The sequence below is a fragment of the Gordonia amicalis genome, from assembly GCF_022059885.1.
GTDB lineage: Bacteria > Actinomycetota > Actinomycetes > Mycobacteriales > Mycobacteriaceae > Gordonia > Gordonia amicalis.
In genome coordinates this window covers 957,244-977,327 of record NZ_CP091855.1, presented here as the reverse complement: position 1 = coordinate 977,327, position 20,084 = coordinate 957,244, and the positions used below count along the sequence as shown (strand labels likewise).

Here is a 20,084-nt window from a genome sequence, read left to right as displayed (position 1 = left end):
TCGCTCAGAGGAGAGTGGCGTCGCGCTGCCCGGTGTAGAAGGCGAGCGCATAGTCCGGGGTGCTGAAGTAGATCTTCGAACCCTTGGGGAAGAAGATCGCATCCTTGGCCTTGGCGACGGTCTTCTGTCCGGTTTCCTTGTTCTCCAACAGGAATTCGCCCTCGAGCACGACCTTCATCTCGTCGTATTCGTACTCGTAGTAGAGCGGTTCGTCGGTGTGGCGGAGCTCGAAGTATCCGCTGCACATCGGGCTGCCGTCCGGGTTCTCATAGACGTCGCCGATGAATCCCGCAGTACCCGGGTACTCGGCCTCGGGCATCTTCGGCAGGTCTTTCCAGCCATCGCTGGTCACGCGGAACTCCAACGCCTTGGCACTCTCGATCGTCACGAGGCTCCTCCATGTCTCACTCGGGCGCGTACGCGCTCGTCGGGGTAGGTGCTCGGCGTCCACCGCTGCCAACCGCGGTTTGCGGTGACTCTTCGGAGTGGACGACGTCCCCTGTTATGAAACAAGTGGCGTGTTTCAGCAGTGTGACGGCTTTGTAATGGTGTGCAACGCGGCGAGTCCGCGACCGAGACATTCGCTCAACAATTCCGTTCCCGCTCACTTTTATCGGGTGAGCGGGAACGGAATGAGTGAGCGGTTCTTCAAGCCCGTGGCGGGTGGTAGTCGAGCAGTCTGAACCAGTACTCGTCGGGAAGCACGTCGCCGGAACGCAACACGCGTGCGAGTCCGACAGCCATGAACACCCCGAGCAGGCCCAGCCAGAGTCCGCACAGGGAGATCGTCACCAATGCGATGGTCCTGGCGACCGGCCACGGGTCGAGGATCAGCAGGAGTGGTGCGAAGAGGAAGCCGGCCGGGACGAACCAGAACGACAGCGCCTTGTCGCACTTCATCACTGCGGTCAGCCACGTCGGGCTCGACGCCACGGGTCGCGGTGGGGCCGCTCGGTGTCTGACGCGGATCGTCGTGGCAACCGGTGGAGTGGCAACCGGTGGAGTGGCAATCGGTCGAGTGGTCATCGGACACCTCCTGTGAGGATCGCCGTGACTCCAGACTGCGCGCCTGAACGCGGGAAGGCCACTACCTCGCAGGTAGTCGACTCGTGGGGCTCAGTCGAGCCAGTCCAGCACCGATGCCGCGGTCCAGCTCTGCTGCATGCTGCCCAGGGGTTCGCCGGTGAAGGGTTCGTAGTACTCCGCGAACGAGCCGTCGGTGGCCTGGCGCAGGCCCTCCTCCCGAAGGCGCGCGGAACGCTCGGTCCAGCCGCGGCGTCCGAACGCCCAGCTGAACAGCCAGGTCATGACCGGCCACACCGGACCGCGCCAGTATTCGCGCGGGCGGAAGTCGCCCGAGATCGGCGACGTCGACGGCGGGACCGCGTACCGGAGGTCGGGGTGCCCACAGAATCGCGGACCTTCGAACAGCCGGAGCAGAGCCCGTTCCCGGTCGCGCGGGAGACCTCCGCAGATCAACGGGGCGAACGCGGCGATCGTCTCGGTCGGAATCCACGAGTTCGCGCGCAAGTCGAAATCCCTTGCCGCGCCGTTACGGTCGTTGGCTGCGGCCACGACGCCGGAACGGAAACGGTCGGCCCATGCGCGTAGGTCGCGGACGTCGGCGAGCGGCTTGGAGTAGTCCTCACCGATCGTCGCGAGCACATCGCAGGCCACGGCGAAGATCGCACTGACGAAGACGTCCTCGACCGCGAAACTCATGACCTTCGGCAACACGTCGTCGTCGTAGTTCGCGCGCTTCATCTGTTCGACGAGCCAGAGGTAGCGGTCGTACTCGAGGTCGGTCGGCCGCATCGACAGATCGGACACGTGGTCGAGATCTGCCCGAGAGTACGGCGGCAGGTCCAGTCCCGGAACGACATTCGCGTATGCCGAGTCCCAGCGCGGCGAGTTGTCCATACCGGATTCCCAGCCGTGGAAGATGGTGATCCGGCCGCGCCCCATGGGATCCCGCGCATGAGCCAGCCACCGGTGCCATCGCACCAGGGAACTCCACCGGCGGTCGATGAACTCGTTGGCCACCGCCCGCGTCGTCCGGCCGTGGCGTCGGGAATGGTCGAGGATGCGCTGCACCGCGATCGCGTGGACCGGAGGCTGGGTGATCCCCGAGGTGTCGGGGAAGTCGGGGGCGCACTCGGCCAGTCGCGCGCACTCCCAGCGGGCCGGGCCGGGGAAGTACCCGTCCCGACCGTTGGCGAACACGATGTGCGGGATCATTCCGTTGCGCCACTGCGCCGAGAGCAGGGTGTCCATCTCGATCACCGCTCGCTCGACCGACAGCGGTGCGAGACCGACGGTGACGAAGGCGGCGTCCCAACTCCACATGTGCGGGTACAGCTTGGGTGCCGCACTGGTCATGGTGCCCAGGTCGTTGCCGCGCAGCAGATACGCGGCACGTGCCGACAGCTGCGTTGGGGTGAATCCGTACCTGGCCACGCCGACGATTCTGCCCCGCGGCGCCGTCGTGTGCTCATCGAGGTGACCTCGATACGCGTCGTCCTCACTCCGTTCGGTCGTCGCTACTCGGCCAGCGGAGGGTGGTCAGCATGACGATTTCGGCATCCGGGTCGTCGCTACTCCGCCAGCGGAGGGTGGTCAGCATGACGATTTCGGATCCGGCTCGTCGCTACTCGGTCGGCGGAGGGTGGGGGGCGTGACGATTTCGGCATCCGGGTCGTCGCTACTCGGCCAGCGGAGGGTGGTCAGCATGACGATTTCGGCATCCGGGTCGCCCAGTAGGGTGGGCAGAGTGCCCACCGCTTTGATCACCGGGGCCAGTCGCGGCCTCGGCGCCCAGATCGCCCGACAGCTCGCGCCCACCCACGACCTGTTGTTGGGTGGACGCCCCTCGCCCGAACTCGACAACCTCGCCATCGAACTCGACGGCGCGAGCACTTTCGCCGTCGAGCTGACCGACTACGACGAGGTCGCCGGTGCCGTGGAAGCGATCAACGAACTCGACGTGCTGGTCCACAACGCCGGCGTCGGCAGCAGTCTCGAGCATGTGGCCGACACCCCCGTCGAGGAGTGGCATCACGTCCTCGAGATCAACCTCGTCGCCGTCGCCGAACTGACGCGGCTCCTGCTGCCGGCGCTGCGGCAGGCAGAAGGGCACGTCGTCTTCGTGAACTCGGGCGCGGGCCGGACCGCCAAACCCCGCTGGGCGCCGTATGCGGCGAGCAAGTTCGGGTTGCGGGCACTCGCCGACTCGCTGCGCGCCGAGGAACCGACACTACGGGTCACGTCCGTCTACCCCGGGCGCATCGACACCGACATGCAGCGCGAACTGGTCGCCATCGAGGGCCGGGACTATGACGCCTCGCAGTTCCTGCGCCCGGAGTCCGTCGCGGCCGCCGTCGTACACGCCATCCAGACGCCCGTCGACGCCCATCCGCAGGACATCGTGCTGCGGCCGACGGGGCGTTGGTAAGCAGCTCGGAGCGGAGTCAGAGCTGCGTCAGGTCCTCTGGACGCCAGACGGCCCGCATCGACGACACCTTGCCGTCGGCGTTGAAGACCATGATGTCGACGGGCGTGATCTCGAAGGCCAGTCCGGAGGTCTTGGTCACCAGGGTGAACTCGAAGACGGCGGTGTCGCCGGCGACCTTCTTCCACTTGAGGGTCGCGGTGCGCTCGTCCATGCCGGTGATCACCGAGTAGAACTCGACGAGCTGTTCGCGGGTGCTGCGGATGTCGGCGCCGATCGGGTCCTCGACCGTCGCGTCGGGCGCGTAGAGGTCGGCGATCTGCTCGGCGGTGCCGGAGTTCAGCAACTCGATGTAGGCGTCCACCGCCGCGTCGATCTGGTCGGCGAGGCCGGCTTGCTCCACGGTCATGAATCCTCCAGAAATTAGAACGTGTTCTAGTTCTGCACCGTAGCACGCGCGTCCGTCGACCGGTGGATGTTTCCGGTGCTTGCACACCGTTGTTTGATACGTTCGCCGCAAGAGCCCCTCGGGCGTCGAGTCCGTCGAGTCCGTCGAGGTCCCAGCAGCGCGGAAAGGCCGGTATCCGTGACGATGTCCGACTCACCGCACGACCCGCGGTCGGGTGCGCGGTGACCCCGATCCTCGCCGCACCCCTGGATCCCGGCAACGAGCAAGCCCGCCGCTGGGCCGAGGACGAACTCTCCCAGAACGCCTACCAACCGCCGGAACCGTCGTGGTGGGACCGGTTCAGCGACCGGGTCTGGGGATGGATCGCCGACAACGTCCTCGACCTGGTCGGCGGGTCGGACACGATCCGGGCGATCGTCATCGTGATCGCCATCCTCGTGGCGCTCGGACTCGCCGTTCTCGTGATCCGCCGCGTACGCCGCACCCCGCGGGTCCCGAAGGCCACCGAGAACGCCGCAGCGAAGGTGGTGTTGTCCGGAAGCCCGCGTTCGGCGAAAGAGCTCCGCGCGGAAGCCGAGACCCGCTATGCCGCCGGCGATTACGACACCAGTGTGATCACCGCCGTCCGCGCGCTTGCCCAACGCGGCATCGAACGAGGTCTGCTGGCCGACGAGCCGTCCCTCACCGCACACGAGGTGGCGTCCGAACTGGCGTTCCGGTTCGACGAGCACGGCGTCGAACTCCGGAGCGCCGCAGACCTGTTCGATGCGATCGCCTACGGCGGTCGCCATGCGGCGGCCGGGTCGGCCCGTGCGGTGCTCGACCTCGAGCGCACCGTGTCGTCCGCCCGACCCGCCGGGGTGGACACATCTGGTCCGCGTCGTCTGGCGGTGCCCCGATGACCACGACGGCACGTACACCGTCGATCGCGCCCGCCCCGCCGAAGCGCGGCACGCCGCGATGGATCTGGGTACTCGTGGTGGTGCTCGTCGTCGCGGTGACCGGAGCGATCGGCCTGCTCGGTGTCTCCGCGCTGACCGTGTTCGGTGCGGAACCGGGGCCTGGTGTCAGCTACGACCCCGACAATCCACGGCCCCAGGGTGCGCGTGCCCTCGCCCAGATCATCGACGACCACGGCGGCGACCTCCATCAGGCCCGTGGACTGGACGAGTTCACCGATTCGCCGCGCCCCGAGAGCAGCACGACGGTCGTCGTGTCATCGATCGGAGCACTGAACCCCGGTACCGCACAACAGTTCCTGGACCGGGTCTCCGACGCACACCGGGTGATCCTGATCGCGCCACAGGACAACGCTCTGTCACTTCTCCGACTACCGGTCCGGCTCGAGTACGGCGGTGCCCCGTCCGCGGTGCTCGCCGGGTGCACGACCACCGAGATCGCCGACGACGACACCATCACCGGCGGCGCGCTCGGCTACAGCACATCCGCACCGGGCGCGACGTCGTGCTTCACCACCGGCACCGCGTCGAATGTGCTGATCGTGCCGGCCACATCGACCCGCCCGGAGATCGTGGTCGTCAGTGGCGACATGCTGATCAACGAGAACCTCGCGCTCCGGGACAACGCGGGCGTGGCCACCCGTCTCTTCGCCGGAGCGCACGACATCCTTTGGTATGTACCTCTTTTCACCGACGAAGTCGCCTCGGCGCAAGAGGAATCCGACATCCCGGAGGCGCTCGGGCCGCTGGTCGTGCTGGCTGCGTTCGCCGTCCTGGTCCTGATGCTCTGGCGCGGTCGCCGTTTCGGCGCGCTGGTCACCGAGCCGCTGCCGGCGGTCGTCAAGGCGATCGAGACCACCCAGGCACGGGGCCGGATGTACCACAAGGCTCGCGCCGACGCCCGCGCGGCCGCCGCGCTGCGCATTCACACCCTGACCTCGCTCGCCTCCTACCTCGGCCTCCCGTACGACGCCGGTCGGGCCACCGACGAGTTGGCGGCACCCGACTGGGAAACGATGGTGGCACCGGGGGAGACCGCCGACTCCGCCGTCCACGCCATCATCACCACCGTCGTGTCCGTCACCGGCCGCGACCTTCCACAGGTACGGACCCTGCTCGCGGGGCCGCTGCCCACCACCGACACCGGCCTCGTCGTCTTCACCAGTGAACTGACCGCCCTCGAGAAGGAAGTCCGGCACACACCATGACCGTCGATCCATCCCGCACCTTCGGCCCCGGTCCGTCCGGGAAGGCGGCCCCATCGCCGCAGAATCCGCACGGTGGACCCGCCCCGTCGTCGAACAAGGCACGCGAGGCACTCGGTGCGGTGCGTGCCGAGGTCGCCAAAGCCGTTGTCGGGCAAGACCCGGCGGTCGCGGGCATCCTCATCGCACTCTTGTGTCGCGGACACATCCTGCTCGAAGGCGTTCCGGGCGTCGCCAAGACCCTCCTCGTCAGATCGGTCGCGGCGGCGCTCGACGTCGAGACCAAACGCGTGCAGTTCACCTCCGACCTGATGCCCGGGGACGTGACGGGTTCGCTCGTGTTCGACTCCGCCAGCTCGGAGTTCACGTTCCGCGAGGGACCGGTGTTCACGAACCTCCTGTTGGCCGACGAGATCAACCGCACCCCGCCGAAGACGCAGGCATCGTTGCTGGAGGCGATGGAGGAACGGCAGGTGACCGTCGACGGCGTCGGCCATCCGCTGCCCAGCCCGTTCCTGGTGGCGGCAACGCAGAACCCCGTCGAGTACGAGGGCACCTACCCGCTGCCGGAGGCCCAGCTCGACCGTTTCCTGCTGAAGGTGACACTGCCCGTGCCGCCACGTGAGGACGAGATCACGGTCCTGACCCGGCATGCGGCCGGGTTCGATCCGCGGAATCTCGCCGCCGCCGGACTTCGACCGGTCGCCTCGGCCGCCGACGTCGAAGCCGGCATCGAGCAGGTCCGCCGCGTCGGTGTCGCACCACAGGTGGCCGCCTACATCGTCGACATCGCCCGGGCGACACGGTTCTCGCCGTCCCTGGCACTCGGCGTCAGCCCGCGCGGCGCGACCGCGCTGCTCGGGACCAGCCGCGCGTGGGCGTGGCTGAACGGCCGTGACTTCGTGACCCCCGATGACGTTCAGGCCCTGGCACAGTCGACGCTGGCGCACCGGCTGACGCTGCGGCCGGAGGCCGAACTCGAAGGCGTGTCGGTGGGCTCGGTCCTCGATGCCGCCGTCAACTCGGTTCCCGTCCCGCGCTGATGTTCCTCACCGGCCGGTTTCTGGTACTGGTGCTGCTCGGCGCAGTGCCGATCCTGGTGTGGCCGAACTACGCCGTCCCCGTGCTGTGGGTGCTGTTCTGTGTGCTGCTGATGTGCCTCGACCTCGCGCTCGCCGGATCGACGAAGACCATCACGATGACACGGTCGGTGATCGGACCGGTCCGGTTGGGGGAGAGCACCTCCTGTTCGATCACGGTCACCAACACCGGAACCGGGACCTTTCGCGGCGTCCTGCGTGACAGCTGGCAACCCTCGGCGGGTGCCACGGGCGCCGTCCATCGCCTCATCGTGCCGCGCGGTGAGACCACCACCGTGACCACCACTCTCACCCCCACGCGACGTGGCGACCGACTCGCCGTACGGGTGACGGTGCGCCGTCTCGGTCCTCTGGGACTGGCCGGACGGCAACGCAGTGTCCCGCTTCCCGGCCGGGTCCGCGCGCTCCCGCCGTTCGGGTCACGTCGGCTCCTGCCCTCCCGACTCGCCCACCTCCGCCAGCTCGACGGCCGGTCGGCGGTCCGGATCCGCGGCCAGGGCACCGAATTCGACTCTCTCCGGGACTACGTCGAGGGCGACGACGTCCGCAGCATCGACTGGCGGGCGACCGCACGACGCCGGTCGACCGTGGTGCGGACCTGGCAACCGGAGAAGGACCGACACATCGTCATCGTGCTCGACACGTCGCGCACCTCCGCGGGGCGCGTCGGCGATGTCCCCCGACTCGACGCCGCGATGGACGCCGCCCTGCTGCTGGCGGCGTTGGCATCGCATGCGGGCGACCGGGTCGACCTGATCGCCGGTGACCGACGCGTGCACCGTCGAGTGGTCGGGGAGGGCCGGACGACGCTGCTCAGCAGGCTGGTCACGGCGATGGCCGACCTCGAACCGGCACTGCTGGAGGCGGATTGGCCGATGCTGGGCGCCGAGGTCGCGAAGATCAGCCGCCAGCGCGCACTGCTGGTATTGCTGACCCCGATGGAACCGGCCGCCGTCGAGGAGTCACTGCTGCCCCCGCTGTCGGTTCTCGCGCAGCGCTACAAGGTGGTCATCGGGTCCGTTGCCGACCCTGCGCTGGAGGAGATGATCGACGCCCGGGAAGATCCGGAAGCCGTCTACGACGCGGCGGCCGCCGCCCGGACCGTCACCCTGCGCAACCGGACGGCCACTGCCGTCGGACGACTCGGCGTCGACGTCGTCGACGCCCCGCCCGACACGCTGCCCGCGCGACTCGCAGATCACTATCTGCTGCTGAAATCACGCGGGCTGCTGTAGCGCTGCGTCGAACTAGCTCTTGGCCTGGACCGCCCGGTAGCCGAGGAAGCCCAGGTAGCCGGCCAGGCCGACCAGGCCGAGGCGTCGGGTGCGGCGTGACACCAGCGCGATGCCGATCGCGGTCTCGCAGGCACCGTTGCGGTAGGTCCACGTCGTGGTGTCCTCGGGGAACACGGGTGCGGTGATGGGAGCGAACACCTCCGGCTTGACGAAGTGCGTCAGACCGACCGCCGCCAGACCTCCTCCGATCAACGAGACCGCGTCCAGAGACTTGTCGTTCTTGGCCATCCTGGTGTTCCTTTCGGGGTAGCTGCACTCCCGTTCATTCCTACACGGTCGGTGCAGTCAATCCGCGATCCAGCTCGGCGAGGTCGCCGGTTTCACCGGCTCGGTGCGCGCGGCGCCCGGCGACGAAGACGTAGGTCATGAACAGCAACCAGGCGGTCACCCCGATCCCGATCCGCGCCCACGTCGGCAGCGGCGAAGGGGTCACGAAGGCCTCGATCACCCCGCACAGCAGGAGGACGGCGACGAGACCGAGCGCCACGCCGATGGCGGTCCGACCCTCCTCACCGAGAGCGGCTGCGCGCGTTCGGTTCCCGGGTGACACCCAGGACCAGAAGATCCGGAGTCCGACTCCCGCGGCGACGAACAGGCAGGTCAGTTCGAGCATGCCGTGTGGCAGGAGCAGACCGAAGAACAGGTCTCCGCGACCGTGCCGGATCATGATCGACGCGATCACCACCAGGTTCAGGATGTTGGTGTAGAGCATCCAGATCACCGGCAGGCCGAAGACGCCGACAACGATGCACATCGCGGCCAGCCAGAAGTTGTTGGTCCACACCCGCGCCGCGAACGACGTCGCCTCGTATTCGCTGTAGTAGTTCTCGAAGTCGTTGGTGACGAGCCGCTCGATCTCCTGCGCCGAGGCGAACGAGCTCTCGATCCGCGGATGCTCCAGAACCCACCAGGTCATGACGGCGGCCGCGAGCAGACACACGCCCATCACCGTCAGCCACCACCACCGCATCCGGTACAGCGCAGCGGGGAACGACACCGCGAAGAAGTCGATGAACGTCGACCAGGTACTCACCCTCGTCCCCGACGCTCTACCCCGGGCCCGCGCCAGCAACGCCGACAGGTACGCGACGAGCGATGCGTCGGGCGCCGACGAGCGGATCACCGAAAGATGCGTCGCCACCCGCTGATAGGTGTCGATGATCTCGTCGGCCTCGGCTCCGGTCAGACGCCGCCGGCGCGACAACTCATCGAGACGTTCCCACGTCGCGCGGTGCGCGGAGACATAGGCGTCGAGGTCCATTCGGCCAGGGTAACCGGCATCCGGGTCAACGCAGGACGTGTCATTCGACGGGTGTCGTCCCTGTGCACGGGTGAGGGTGCGAGCCGCGGTTCGCGTCGTATGGTGAGGCGTGCCATCCGTACCGCCGCCGCCAGGACCCCCGCGACTGGCGGGTGTCCCGACCGGCCCGCCGCCGACCGTCTGGGGTGCAGGTGCGTCGGCCACGGTCGGCGTGGGACGCGACGATCTGGTCTCCGGTGAGGCGGTGGCACTGGCGCTGCCGCCGGGCGGTCTCGGCTATCGGATTCTGTCGGGGATGATCGACGTCGCGCTGGGGATCGCCCTCTGGTTGATCCTCTGGTGGCTGACGTACCAGGTGGCCATCGACCTCAACGAGGCCTGGCGGGGCGCCGTCAACACGATGCTGCCCATCGTCAGTGTCATCGCCCTGCCCACCGTCGCGGAAACCCTCACCGGGGGCAAGACCGTCGGTCATCTCGTCGTCGGCCTGCGTACCGTCCGAGATGACGCCGGGCCCATCGGTTTCCGGCATTCGCTCACCCGGGCGCTGGTGGGGTTCATCGAGATGTACGCCTGCCTGGGTCTGCCCGCGCTCATCAGTGCCGCGATCTCGCGGAAGAACAAGCGGCTCGGTGACCTCCTCGCCGGCACCTACGTGATCCGGGACCGGCACAAGATCGAAGAACAGCATCCCATCGAAATGCCCGCCGGACTCGTCTCGTGGGCGGTGGCGGCCGACATGGCGGCCCTGCCCGACGGCCTCGCCGTGATCATCCGCCAGTTCCTCAACGGCCGCCACGGCATGAAGCCCGAACCCCGGGCCGCCGCAGCGCGTCGGCTGGTCTTCGACGCGGCGCCGTTCGTGGCGCCCGCGCCGCCACAGGGCGCGTCGTTCGAGGATGTGCTGTCGGCGATCATGGCCGAACGTCGACGCCGCGACGCCGAACGACTCGAACGTGAAGCACTCCTGCGGGAAAGGTTGTTGCGATGAGAACATCCGCCCGACACCGCGCAAAGATTTTCTGCGCCCTGATCGCCGGGGCCCTGATGACCATCGGGGGTACGGCGCCGGCGCCCCCCGCTTTCTCGGCACCCGCGGACTCGGTGCCGCACATCGTCTCCTCCGAGACCGTGCACACCTCCGTGGTTGCACTCGACGCCGCGTCGTCGACGACCCGGATTCGCTACCGCTCGACGTCGGTGCGCGGCACACCGACCGAGATGACCGGGACCGTGCTGCTACCCCGGTCCGCGCCGCCGCGTGACGGCTGGCCGCTTGCGGTGTGGAATCACATGACGGTCGGCGCGGCGGACTCCTGCGCTCCGTCCGGCGGTCATGCGGGGCATCCCGAACTCCCGCGGATGACGTCGGGTGACCTCATCGTCTCCCACCTGCTCGACGCCGGATTCGCCGTCGTCCGGCCTGATTTCGAGGGAATCGGTGGTCCCGGACCGCATCCATACCTGATCGGCGATTCGCTCGCCCGGTCGGCGATCGACATGGCGGTCGCGGCGTCACGCGAGGACTCACGGATCGGTCGGGACGTGGTGGTGGCCGGACACTCCGAGGGTGCGGTGGCCGCGCTCTTCGCGGCATCTCGGCCCGAATCCGAATGGCGGGGATTGCAACTGCGAGGCGTCGCGGCGCTGGCACCGCCCACCCAGGTCGCGCGGATGCTCGACGCCGTCTCCGCCGTTCCCGTTGCCGGTCCGGCCATCAACGAGTTGATGGGTCTGGCGGCGTTGATCGGTTACGGCGCTGCCGCCGCAGATCCGGACTTCGGGCAGCTGATGCTCAACGGCGGTCTCAGTCCGGCGGCACGCCGTCTCGTTCCGCAGGTCGAGCAGCGGTGCTATGTCGGGCTCACCGGGTTCGATTCCTTCGGCGGGCTGGCCCCAGCTCAGCTACTCGGACCGCGCGGCAGCCAGTTGAAGACCGATCTGATGAGCATCCTCGATCGCAACGACGTTGCGCACCTACGTTTCTCCCCGGGACTTCCGGTGCGAGTCGAAGCCGGGACGACCGACACCGTCTCCCCGCAACCCCTGGTATCCGAACTGGTGCAAACCTATCGGCGAAGCGGGGTGCGAGTGACCTACAACGAACGCCTCATCGGGCATGCCGGCGTGGCGACCGAGCCGGGTGGCGCCGAAGGTGTTGCGCGGTGGCTGATCAGGCAGGTTTGATCGCCGGTCACCTCAGATCGGCGCTGGACTTCCCGAGGGCCTTCAACATGGCGGCCTCGGTGGAGTTGGGCTGTTTCCCAATCGGATTCGAGGCGGATGAACTCGGCGACGGTCGCGTGCTGGGATACGGCCGGTGAGCGGCGGTTCGCCCTTTCGGAGTGGCTAACCCAACCAGGTACGGGCCGCGATGACCAGCGCTCGGACTCCCGTCGCGAGCGTCGGATCGATCACCGGCGCGTAGTGCGGTGAGTGGTTGGACGGTACTTTCAGCAGCGCCGGATCCGTCATGTCACCGGTGGTGAACAGGGACGGATCGGCTCCGCCGAGCAGCCAGTACGAGAGGGGTGCGCCACAGCTCGTGGCCAAGATGCCGACATCCTCGCTGCCCGCGCCGGCCCCCGGATCGAGGATGTTGGACGCGCCCAACCAGTCCGCGAAGGCGCTCAGCGTCTTGCCCAGCGCGTCCGGATCATTGGTGACCACCGGGAACCGTTCGATCTCGGTGATCGTCGGCTCGTCTGGCACGCCCGACGCCGCCGCCTCGCCGCGCACGATGCGCTCGACGCTGTCGAGGATCTTGCCGCGCACGGTCTCGTTGTAGCTGCGGATGTTCAGCTGGATCTCGGCCTCCCCGGGAATCACGTTCGCGGCGTCACCGGCGTGGATCGACCCGACGGTGAGCACAGCGGTGGCGGTGCTCGGGATCTCCCGGGAGATGACGGTCTGCAGCCTCAGGACCGTGGCAGCGGCCAGCACGATGGGATCCACGGAGGCCTCGGGCATCGAGCCGTGTGCACCACGACCCACGAGTCGCACCCGGAGTGAGTCCGACCCGGCGTACGACGCGCCGGGGTGCCCGGCAATCTTGCCGGCGGGCAATGGCGAGACATGCTGACCGAGCACGACGTCGGGTGTGGGGAACCGATCCCACAGTCCGTCGTCCACCATCGCCTGAGCGCCGGCACCGAGCTCTTCGGCGGGCTGGAAGATGACGACGACGGTGCCCGACCATCCCGATATATCGGATGCGAGGATTGCCGCCGCACCCAGGAGACATGTGGTGTGCAGATCATGACCACACGCATGGGCGACCGGGACCGTCTTACCGTTCTCGTCGGTCGCCGTGACGGTGCTGGCGTAGTCGAGTCCGGTGTCCTCGAGAACGGGTAAGGCATCCATGTCGGCGCGCATCGCGATCGTCGGACCATCCCCGTTTCGCAGGATGCCGACCACTCCGGTCCTGCCGACGCCGGTCGTGACATCGAAACCCGCCGATTCGAGCCTTTCGACAACCAAGCCGACGGTCCGTTGTTCCTGGAAGCCGAGTTCCGGGTGTCTGTGGAGGTCTTTGTAGAGGTCGACGAGCGAAGGGTCGATCGGGATGTCTACAGGAGTGGTCATGCCACGACCTCCAACGGCGGGCGTCTGGACCGGATCTCCGGCCCGACCCCATCGTCACACGCGGCAGGGTCCGCATGCGTCGGTTTCATCCTTCCCGGACGGACAACCCGGTGCGCCTCACTTCAGGTCGGCGCTGGACTTCCCGAGGACGCGGCGCGCGATGATCAGCTGCTGAATCTGTTGGGTTCCCTCGAAGATGTCGAGGATCTTGGAGTCCCGGGCCCACTTCTCCAGCAGCGAGGTCTCCGAGAAGCCAGCTGTCGCACCGATTTCCACCGCTTTGTTGGTGATCTCGGTGACCGTACGACCCGCCTTCGCCTTCGACATCGAGGCCTCGGTGGAGTTGGGTTGCCTGTTGTCGGCCATCCACGCGGCGCGCAGGGTGTGCAACCACGATGCCTCCCACTCGGATTCGAGTCGGATGAACTCGGCGACGGTCGCATGCTGGGATGAGGCCGGGCGGTCGTAGTCGATCTCGTGGCCGGCCTCGTCGAGCATCCGGCGCAGTTCCTCCAGTGCGGCACGGCCGAGGCCGATCGCCATCGCCGCGACGACCGGGCGGGTGTTGTCGAAGGTCTGCATGACCCCGCCGAACGCCTTCTTGGTGTCGATCTCCGGTGATCCGAGCAGGTTCTCGGCGGGCACGCGGGCGTTCTCGAAGCGGATCACGGCGGTGTCGGAGGCCTTGATGCCGAGCTTGTGCTCGAGCCGGGCGACCGTCACCCCCTCGGTCGTCATCGGCACGACGAAGCTCTTGATGGCCGCACGACCGACGCTCTTGTCGATGGTGGCCCAGACGACCACGTGATCGGCTCGCGAGCCGGCGGTCACGAAGATCTTCTCCCCGTTTAGGAGGTAGTCGTCGCCGTCGCGGGTCGCAGTCGTGGAGACGGCTGCCGAGTCCGACCCGAAGCTGGGCTCGGTGATGGCCATCGCCGCCCACACGTCCGAGAACTTCTCGAGCTGTTCGGGGTTGGCGACCGCCGCGATGGCGGCATTGCCCAGACCCTGGCCGGGAATGGAGAGCAGCAGGCCCACATCGCCCCAGCTCATCTCGAGCGCCGAGATCAGGCCGCGCATGTTGGCGCCGTTGACCGACGGTCCGTCGTCGCCGCTCGACGAGTCGGCCGACTGCTCCGACCCGCGACCCTGCTTGGCCAGTTTCGCGAGGTCGTCGAGTTCGACGGGGTACTCGTGCTCGGCCTTGTCATACTTCCGTGAGATCGGCCGGAAGATGTGCTCGGCAGCCAGGTGGGTGCGCTCGACCGTCGAATCGAACTTCTTCGGGAGCTCCAGGTTGATCGCCATGGCATGACCTTACTGCTGGGTAAGTTAGTTGCCAAGTCCTTCCCCGTCACACCCGCCGATAGCCTGGGGACGTGGCTTACGACGAGGAACTCGCCTTCCGCATCCGCGCGTTGCTCGCGGCGGAGGCCGGCGTCGACGAGGTTCCCATGTTCGGCGGCCTGGCGTTCCTGATCAACGGCAACATGGCCGTGGCCGTGAGCGGCAAGGGCGGGATCATGGTGCACGTGCCGCCCGAGGAGACCAACACCCTTCTCGAGTACCCCCACACCGCGCCGATGTACATGTCGGCGCGCGAGACCCTCGGCTGGCTCCGCGTCTTCGAGGAAGGGATCGCCAGCGATCGTCAGCTGACCCGCTGGGTCACCATCGGCTCCGACTACGCCAGGAAGCTGCCGCCGAAGTGAGGGGCGGGCGGCCCCGCCCCACGAACTCCCTGATCCTGCTGTCACAGCCCGGCCGGTGGGCGATACTGTGACCGCAACTGGTGTCAATGGTGTCGGGAACCGAACATCGATCTGATCCGCGCAGTCCGCCGAGCCTGCCGGAAGAGGAGATCCGATGCCTGCCGATTTCTCCGACCGAACAGACTTCGACAACGCCAACCGGGGTTTGATCGGGGTCCTGGAACCCGCTGTCGTCCACGGTGGTGACGGCCGTGTCGTCTACGACGCCGCGGGTTTCGCGGAGGCAACTGCCGGTCACTGTCCCGACTCCGTCAACCCGAATCTGTGGCGGCAGGCCCAGCTCACGTCGGTTCACGGATTATTCGAGGTCACCGACGGCATCTATCAGATCCGCGGCTACGACCTCTCGAACATGACGTTGGTCGAGGGCGACACGGGGGTGGTCGTGATCGATCCCCTGGTCTCGTCGGAATGCGCGGCGGCCGGCCTTGCCCTCTACCGTCGGCATCGCGGTGAACGACCGGTGAGCGCAGTCATCTACACCCATTCCCATGTCGATCACTTCGGCGGCGTTCTCGGCGTCGTCGATGTCGACACCACCGTGCCGATCGTCGCGCCCGAACACTTTCTCGAACATGCCGTCTCCGAGAACGTCTACGCGGGCACCGCGATGCTGCGGCGGAGCATGTATCACACGGGGATCGTGCTGCCGGTCGGCGCGACCGGGACCCTCGGCGCTGGACTCGGTCCCAGCACATCCACCGGGACAGTGGGTTTGATCGCCCCGACGCTCGACATCACCCACACCGGACAGGAAGAGACCTTCGACGGTGTCCGGATGATCTTCCAGGTGACGCCGGGTACCGAAGCGCCGTCGGAGATGAACTTCTGGTTCCCCGATCACCGAGCACTGTGTCTGGCCGAGAACGCAACTCACAATCTCCACAACCTGCTGACATTGCGGGGCGCACAGGTGCGCGACGCCCGCATCTGGTCGCGATACCTCACCGAGGCCATCGAGATGTTCGCCTACGACTCCGATGTCGCCTTCGCCTCCCATCATTGGCCCACCTGGGGCACCGACGAACTGCTCGTCTATCTGACCCAGCAGCGCGATCTGTACGCCTACCTCCATGATCAGACGCTGCGGCGAATGAATCAGGGATACGTGGGCAGCGAGATCGCCGAGGACTTCCCGATGCCGCCGGTCCTCGACGCGGCCTGGCACGCCCGCGGGTTCTACGGCTCGGTCAGCCACAACGTGAAAGCGATCTATCAGCGGTATCTCGGTTGGTACGACGGCAATCCGGCCCATCTGTGGCAGCACCCACCGGAGGCGTCGGCCGCTCGGTACGTGCGTGCGCTGGGCGGGGTCGAGGCAGCGGTCGCGAAAGCGCAGGAGTTCGCCGACGAGGGAGATCTTCGATTCGCCGCGGAACTGGCCGGCCACGCGGTGTTCGCCCAGCCGGACCATGCGGGCGCGAAAAAGCTCCTCGCGCAGGTGTTCACGAAACTGGGATACGGATCCGAGTGCGCCACCTGGCGCAACAACTTCCTGGTCGGTGCCGACGAGCTCGTCGGCCGGCCACATCCCGCACCGGTCAGCGGGTCCGGAATCGCGAGCGCGCTCACCATCACCCAACTCTTCGACAGTCTCGCCATCCGCATCGACGGCCCGCGAGCGTGGGACCTGTCGACGTCCATCCGATGGCACTTCACCGACACCGACGAGACCTATCGGATGGAGCTCTCGAACGGTGTCCTGATCCACCACCCGACGCGGCGACAGGATCCCGCCGATCTCGTCGTGACACTCACCAAGCGCGATCTGCTGGGCCTTCTCACCGGCACGGCAGCCAGTGGTGCCACCTTGGAGGGCGATACGTCCGCGATCTCGACCATCACCGGATTGGTCGATGACCCCGATCCCGGGTTCGCCATCGTCACACCGTGAGCGAAGTCATTTGGCGGCAACGCAGTTCGGGTCGCGAGCCCTTCGAGGCTCGTCGCTATCGCTCCTCACACCTCAGGGAGCGAAAACGGCACGCCACCATCACTCCTCACACCTCAGGGAGCGAAAACGGCACGTCGCGATCGCTCCGAAGTCGCGAGGCGTCAGGGGACGATGTTCACCATCCGGCCGGGCACCACGATCACCTTGCGCGGTTCGGCACCGTCGAGGAGTGCGGCGATCTTCTCGTCGGCGAGGGCAGTGGTGCGCAGGGTGTCCTCGTCGGCGTCGGCGGCGACCGTGATCCGGCTGCGGACCTTGCCCTTGACCTGCACCGGGATCTCGATCGTGTCCTCGACCAGCCACGCCTCGTCGGCGACCGGGAACGGCGCGCGGACGACGAGGGTGTCGTGGCCCAGGCGATGCCACAGTTCCTCGGCGATGTGCGGTGCCAGCGGCGCGAGCATGATCACCAGCGCTTCGACGGCATCCCTTGGCGCACCGGCCTTCTCGAAGTTCTTGGTGAGGTGGTTGGTCAGCACGGTCAGCTTGGCGACGGCGGTGTTGTTGCGCAGTGCCGCGTAATCCTCGCGGACACCGGCGATCGTCTTGTGCAGCAACCGCTTCGTGTCGTCGTCGGACTCGGCGTCGGCGACGCGCAGCTCACCGGACTCCTCGTCGACGACCAGGCGCCAGATGCGCTGCAGGAACCGCTGCGAACCGACGACGTCCTTGGTCGCCCAGGGGCGTGACTGGTCGAGCGGACCCATGAACATCTCGTAGACGCGCAGGGTGTCGGCACCGTAGTCGCGGCAGATGTCGTCGGGGGTCACCGAGTTCTTCAGCGACTTGCCCATCTTGCCGTACTCCTGGCGCACCTCTTCACCGTTGTAGAAGAACTTGCCGTTCTCCTCGGTGACCTCCTCGGCCGGCACATAGATACCGCGCGAGTCGGTGTACGCGTACGCCTGGATCATGCCCTGGTTGAACAGCTTTCGATACGGCTCGCGGCTGGTGACGTAGCCGAGGTCGAACAGGACCTTGTGCCAGAACCGCGAATACAGCAGGTGCAGCACGGCATGTTCGACGCCACCGATGTAGAGGTCGAGGCCACCCGGATCGTTCGGACCATGCAATTCGGGACGCGGACCCATCCAGTAGGCCTCGTTGTCCTTGTCGCACAGGGTTTCCTGATTGGTGGGATCGATGTAGCGCAGCTGATACCACGAGCTGCCCGCCCACTGCGGCATGACGTTGGCGTCGCGGGTGTAGGTCTTGGGACCGTCTCCGAGATCGAGCTCGACGGTCATCCACTCGCCGGCCTTGGCCAGCGGGGGCGACGGCTCGCTGTCGGCGTCGTCGGGGTCGAAGGAGACCGGCGCGTAGTCCTCGACCTCCGGGAGTTCCACCGGCAACATCGATTCGGGCAACGCGTGCGGCTGGCCGTCGGCGTCGTAGACGATCGGGAACGGCTCGCCCCAGTAACGCTGACGGGCGAAGAGCCAGTCACGCAGCTTGTACTGGATCTTGCCGGTGCCCACGCCGCCTGCCTCGAGGCGTTCGACGATTGCGGCCTTGGCGTCCTCGACGTTCTTGCCGTCCAGGAAGTCCGAGTTCACCAACGGGCCGTCGCCCATGTAGGCCTCGACCTGCACGTCGGTGTCCGAGCCGATCACCTCGATGATCGGCAGGCCGAACACGGTCGCGAACTCGTGGTCGCGGGCGTCGTGCGCCGGGACCGCCATGATGGCGCCGGTGCCGTAACCCATGAGAACGTAGTCGGCGATGAAGACCGGAACCTGGTGTCCGTTCACCGGATTGATCGCGAAGGAACCGGTGAAGACGCCGGTCTTCTCCTTGTTCTCCTGGCGTTCGAGGTCGGACTTCGCCGCGATCGACGACCGGTACTCCGCGACGGCCGTCGCGGGATCGCTGCCGCCGCGTGTCCACCGGTCGTCGGTGCCCTCCGGCCAGGCGTCGGCGGTCAGCGCGTCGACCAGCGGATGCTCGGGGGCCAGCACCATGTAGGTGGCACCGAAGAGCGTGTCCGGGCGGGTCGTGAAGACCTCGATGTCGCCGACACCGGGCGCCCCGAACCGGACCTGCGCACCCCGCGAACGGCCGATCCAGTTGCGCTGCATGGTCTTGACCTTCTCCGGCCAGTCCAGCAGGTCCAGGTCGTCGAGCAGCCGGTCGGAGTAGGCGGTGATCCGCATCATCCACTGCCGCAGATGCTTGCGGAAGACCGGGAAATTGCCGCGATCACTGCGCCCGTCGGCGGTCACCTCCTCGTTGGCCAGCACCGTGCCCAGACCGGGGCACCAGTTGACCAGCGAATCACTCAGGTACACCAGGCGGTGGTCGTCGATCACTGCGGTGCGCTCGGCCGGCGTCAGATCCGCCCAGGACTTGCCGGCGTTCTCGCCGGTGAGCTCACGTGTGCCCGCGGCGAACTCGTCGACCAGCTCGGAGATGCGCCGGGCCTTGCCCTGCTCGGCGTCGAACCAGGCGTTGTAGATCTGCAGGAAGATCCACTGCGTCCAGCGGTAGAAGTCGACGTCGGTGGTCGCGACGCGACGACGCTCGTCGTGGCCGAGGCCGAGTCGTCGGATCTGGCCGAGGTAGCGCTCGATGTTCTGCTCGGTCGTGGTCCGCGGATGGGTGCCGGTCTGGACGGCGTACTGCTCGGCCGGCAGACCGAAGGAGTCGAAACCCATCGTGTGCAGAACGTTCTTGCCGGTCATCCGCTGGTAGCGGGCGAAGACGTCGCTGGCGATGAACCCCAGCGGATGGCCGACGTGCAGACCCGCACCCGAGGGGTAGGGGAACATGTCCTGGACGAACAGCTTGTCGGGAGCGTCGGCGCTGCCGCCGCCGAACGCGCTCAGGTCACCGGCGAGCGGTCCGACGGGATTCGGTGCCTCGTAGGCATGCTCGTCGGACCAGGCCTGCTGCCAGCGCTGCTCGAGCTCACCCGCGACCTCCGCGGTGTAGCGATGAGCGGTCGCCCCGGCGGAGCCGTTGGTGCTGGTGGTGTCGACTGAAGTCACCCGACCAGGGTAAATCCTGTGCCCGACCAGCCTGAAATCCGGTCAGCTCGTCACCCCGCCAGCGCAGGCACGTCCATGAGGTGCAGTTCACCCGGGCACGCTCGAT

Annotated in this window: 19 protein-coding genes; 10 read left to right on the top strand and 9 right to left on the bottom strand. The window is 67.3% G+C overall.

Annotation, left to right across the window (positions count from 1 at the left end; genetic code table 11):
* Positions 1-4 precede the first annotated feature (4 nt).
* The 3 genes from IHQ52_RS04460 to ggh all read right to left on the bottom strand — a co-directional run bounded on the left by IHQ52_RS04460 (position 5) and on the right by ggh (position 2,457).
* The gene (locus IHQ52_RS04460; RefSeq protein ID WP_006438059.1) at positions 5-388 is read right to left on the bottom strand and encodes a cupin domain-containing protein; all 384 of its coding nucleotides are present in this window, start codon (positions 386-388) and stop codon (positions 5-7) included.
* Positions 389-648: 260 nt separating this feature from the next.
* A complete protein-coding gene (locus tag IHQ52_RS04455; RefSeq protein ID WP_220455614.1) occupies positions 649-1,026 on the bottom strand; it encodes a hypothetical protein in 378 nt (125 codons plus the stop codon).
* A 90-nt stretch (positions 1,027-1,116) separates the two neighbouring features.
* On the bottom strand, positions 1,117-2,457 hold the full coding sequence (ggh, locus tag IHQ52_RS04450; RefSeq protein ID WP_006438057.1) for a glucosylglycerate hydrolase: 1,341 nt from the start codon (positions 2,455-2,457) through the stop codon (positions 1,117-1,119).
* Between the two features lie 313 nt (positions 2,458-2,770).
* Here ggh and IHQ52_RS04445 point away from each other — a divergent pair, with 313 nt between their 5' ends.
* Positions 2,771-3,451, top strand: coding sequence for an SDR family oxidoreductase (locus tag IHQ52_RS04445; RefSeq protein ID WP_096274857.1), 681 nt, complete (start codon positions 2,771-2,773; stop codon positions 3,449-3,451).
* Positions 3,452-3,467: 16 nt separating this feature from the next.
* Here IHQ52_RS04445 and IHQ52_RS04440 read toward each other — a convergent pair whose 3' ends face one another.
* Complete coding sequence (locus IHQ52_RS04440) at positions 3,468-3,857, bottom strand: nuclear transport factor 2 family protein (RefSeq protein ID WP_096274858.1); 390 nt, start codon at positions 3,855-3,857, stop codon at positions 3,468-3,470.
* A 221-nt stretch (positions 3,858-4,078) separates the two neighbouring features.
* Here IHQ52_RS04440 and IHQ52_RS04435 point away from each other — a divergent pair, with 221 nt between their 5' ends.
* Genes IHQ52_RS04435 through IHQ52_RS04420 form a run of 4 tightly spaced genes read left to right on the top strand, consistent with a single transcriptional unit; the run spans position 4,079 to position 8,356 of the window.
* Positions 4,079-4,759 carry a DUF4129 domain-containing protein gene (locus IHQ52_RS04435; RefSeq protein WP_024499051.1) on the top strand — a complete coding sequence of 227 codons (681 nt, stop codon included), beginning with the start codon at positions 4,079-4,081 and terminating at the stop codon, positions 4,757-4,759.
* Positions 4,756-6,024: a DUF4350 domain-containing protein gene (locus IHQ52_RS04430; protein ID WP_024499050.1), complete on the top strand. Its 1,269-nt coding sequence runs from the start codon at positions 4,756-4,758 to the stop codon at positions 6,022-6,024. Before IHQ52_RS04435 ends, IHQ52_RS04430 begins: the two co-directional genes overlap by 4 nt.
* Entirely contained in the window at positions 6,021-7,064 is a 1,044-nt protein-coding gene (locus IHQ52_RS04425) for an AAA family ATPase (RefSeq protein WP_024499049.1), read from the top strand. Before IHQ52_RS04430 ends, IHQ52_RS04425 begins: the two co-directional genes overlap by 4 nt.
* Positions 7,064-8,356 (top strand): DUF58 domain-containing protein, encoded by a 1,293-nt coding sequence (locus IHQ52_RS04420; protein ID WP_024499048.1) that lies wholly within the window; start codon positions 7,064-7,066, stop codon positions 8,354-8,356. Before IHQ52_RS04425 ends, IHQ52_RS04420 begins: the two co-directional genes overlap by 1 nt.
* Positions 8,357-8,368: 12 nt before the next feature.
* Here IHQ52_RS04420 and IHQ52_RS04415 read toward each other — a convergent pair whose 3' ends face one another.
* Both IHQ52_RS04415 and IHQ52_RS04410 read right to left on the bottom strand, forming a co-directional pair.
* On the bottom strand, positions 8,369-8,644 hold the full coding sequence (locus tag IHQ52_RS04415) for a membrane protein (protein WP_024499047.1): 276 nt from the start codon (positions 8,642-8,644) through the stop codon (positions 8,369-8,371).
* A 40-nt stretch (positions 8,645-8,684) separates the two neighbouring features.
* Positions 8,685-9,677: a stage II sporulation protein M gene (locus IHQ52_RS04410; protein ID WP_024499046.1), complete on the bottom strand. Its 993-nt coding sequence runs from the start codon at positions 9,675-9,677 to the stop codon at positions 8,685-8,687.
* A 109-nt stretch (positions 9,678-9,786) separates the two neighbouring features.
* Between IHQ52_RS04410 and IHQ52_RS04405 the strand changes: the two genes are divergently transcribed.
* Genes IHQ52_RS04405 through IHQ52_RS04395 form a run of 3 tightly spaced genes read left to right on the top strand, consistent with a single transcriptional unit; the run spans position 9,787 to position 12,001 of the window.
* Positions 9,787-10,668, top strand: a complete 882-nt coding sequence (locus IHQ52_RS04405; protein WP_394854761.1) for an RDD family protein — start codon at positions 9,787-9,789, stop codon at positions 10,666-10,668.
* Positions 10,665-11,864, top strand: a complete 1,200-nt coding sequence (locus IHQ52_RS04400) for a lipase family protein (RefSeq protein WP_035760540.1) — start codon at positions 10,665-10,667, stop codon at positions 11,862-11,864. Before IHQ52_RS04405 ends, IHQ52_RS04400 begins: the two co-directional genes overlap by 4 nt.
* Complete coding sequence (locus IHQ52_RS04395; protein WP_157753411.1) at positions 11,843-12,001, top strand: hypothetical protein; 159 nt, start codon at positions 11,843-11,845, stop codon at positions 11,999-12,001. The genes IHQ52_RS04400 and IHQ52_RS04395 overlap by 22 nt, the downstream gene beginning before the upstream one ends.
* A gap of 25 nt (positions 12,002-12,026) precedes the next feature.
* Here the strand turns inward: IHQ52_RS04395 and IHQ52_RS04390 are convergent, their stop codons facing one another.
* Positions 12,027-13,265: an amidohydrolase gene (locus tag IHQ52_RS04390; protein WP_024499043.1), complete on the bottom strand. Its 1,239-nt coding sequence runs from the start codon at positions 13,263-13,265 to the stop codon at positions 12,027-12,029.
* A gap of 117 nt (positions 13,266-13,382) precedes the next feature.
* On the bottom strand, positions 13,383-14,573 hold the full coding sequence (locus IHQ52_RS04385) for an acyl-CoA dehydrogenase family protein (RefSeq protein WP_024499042.1): 1,191 nt from the start codon (positions 14,571-14,573) through the stop codon (positions 13,383-13,385).
* Positions 14,574-14,644: 71 nt separating this feature from the next.
* Here IHQ52_RS04385 and IHQ52_RS04380 point away from each other — a divergent pair, with 71 nt between their 5' ends.
* Together IHQ52_RS04380 and IHQ52_RS04375 are read left to right on the top strand one after the other, a co-directional pair.
* Entirely contained in the window at positions 14,645-14,977 is a 333-nt protein-coding gene (locus IHQ52_RS04380; protein ID WP_024499041.1) for a TfoX/Sxy family protein, read from the top strand.
* Positions 14,978-15,131: 154 nt separating this feature from the next.
* Positions 15,132-16,931 carry an alkyl/aryl-sulfatase gene (locus tag IHQ52_RS04375; protein ID WP_024499040.1) on the top strand — a complete coding sequence of 600 codons (1,800 nt, stop codon included), beginning with the start codon at positions 15,132-15,134 and terminating at the stop codon, positions 16,929-16,931.
* A 161-nt stretch (positions 16,932-17,092) separates the two neighbouring features.
* Here IHQ52_RS04375 and leuS read toward each other — a convergent pair whose 3' ends face one another.
* Positions 17,093-19,978, bottom strand: coding sequence for a leucine--tRNA ligase (leuS, locus tag IHQ52_RS04370; protein WP_024499039.1), 2,886 nt, complete (start codon positions 19,976-19,978; stop codon positions 17,093-17,095).
* Positions 19,979-20,084 lie beyond the last annotated feature (106 nt).

Coding starts and splice junctions, on each gene's coding strand:
- IHQ52_RS04455 (WP_220455614.1), bottom strand. CDS start 1,026: ATGACCACTCGACCGATTGCCACTCCACCGGTTGCCACTCCACCGGTT.
- IHQ52_RS04440 (WP_096274858.1), bottom strand. CDS start 3,857: ATGACCGTGGAGCAAGCCGGCCTCGCCGACCAGATCGACGCGGCGGTG.
- IHQ52_RS04420 (WP_024499048.1), top strand. CDS start 7,064: ATGTTCCTCACCGGCCGGTTTCTGGTACTGGTGCTGCTCGGCGCAGTG.
- IHQ52_RS04430 (WP_024499050.1), top strand. CDS start 4,756: ATGACCACGACGGCACGTACACCGTCGATCGCGCCCGCCCCGCCGAAG.
- IHQ52_RS04390 (WP_024499043.1), bottom strand. CDS start 13,265: ATGACCACTCCTGTAGACATCCCGATCGACCCTTCGCTCGTCGACCTC.
- IHQ52_RS04425 (WP_024499049.1), top strand. CDS start 6,021: ATGACCGTCGATCCATCCCGCACCTTCGGCCCCGGTCCGTCCGGGAAG.
- IHQ52_RS04410 (WP_024499046.1), bottom strand. CDS start 9,677: ATGGACCTCGACGCCTATGTCTCCGCGCACCGCGCGACGTGGGAACGT.
- IHQ52_RS04385 (WP_024499042.1), bottom strand. CDS start 14,573: ATGGCGATCAACCTGGAGCTCCCGAAGAAGTTCGATTCGACGGTCGAG.
- IHQ52_RS04375 (WP_024499040.1), top strand. CDS start 15,132: ATGCCTGCCGATTTCTCCGACCGAACAGACTTCGACAACGCCAACCGG.
- IHQ52_RS04415 (WP_024499047.1), bottom strand. CDS start 8,644: ATGGCCAAGAACGACAAGTCTCTGGACGCGGTCTCGTTGATCGGAGGA.
- IHQ52_RS04400 (WP_035760540.1), top strand. CDS start 10,665: ATGAGAACATCCGCCCGACACCGCGCAAAGATTTTCTGCGCCCTGATC.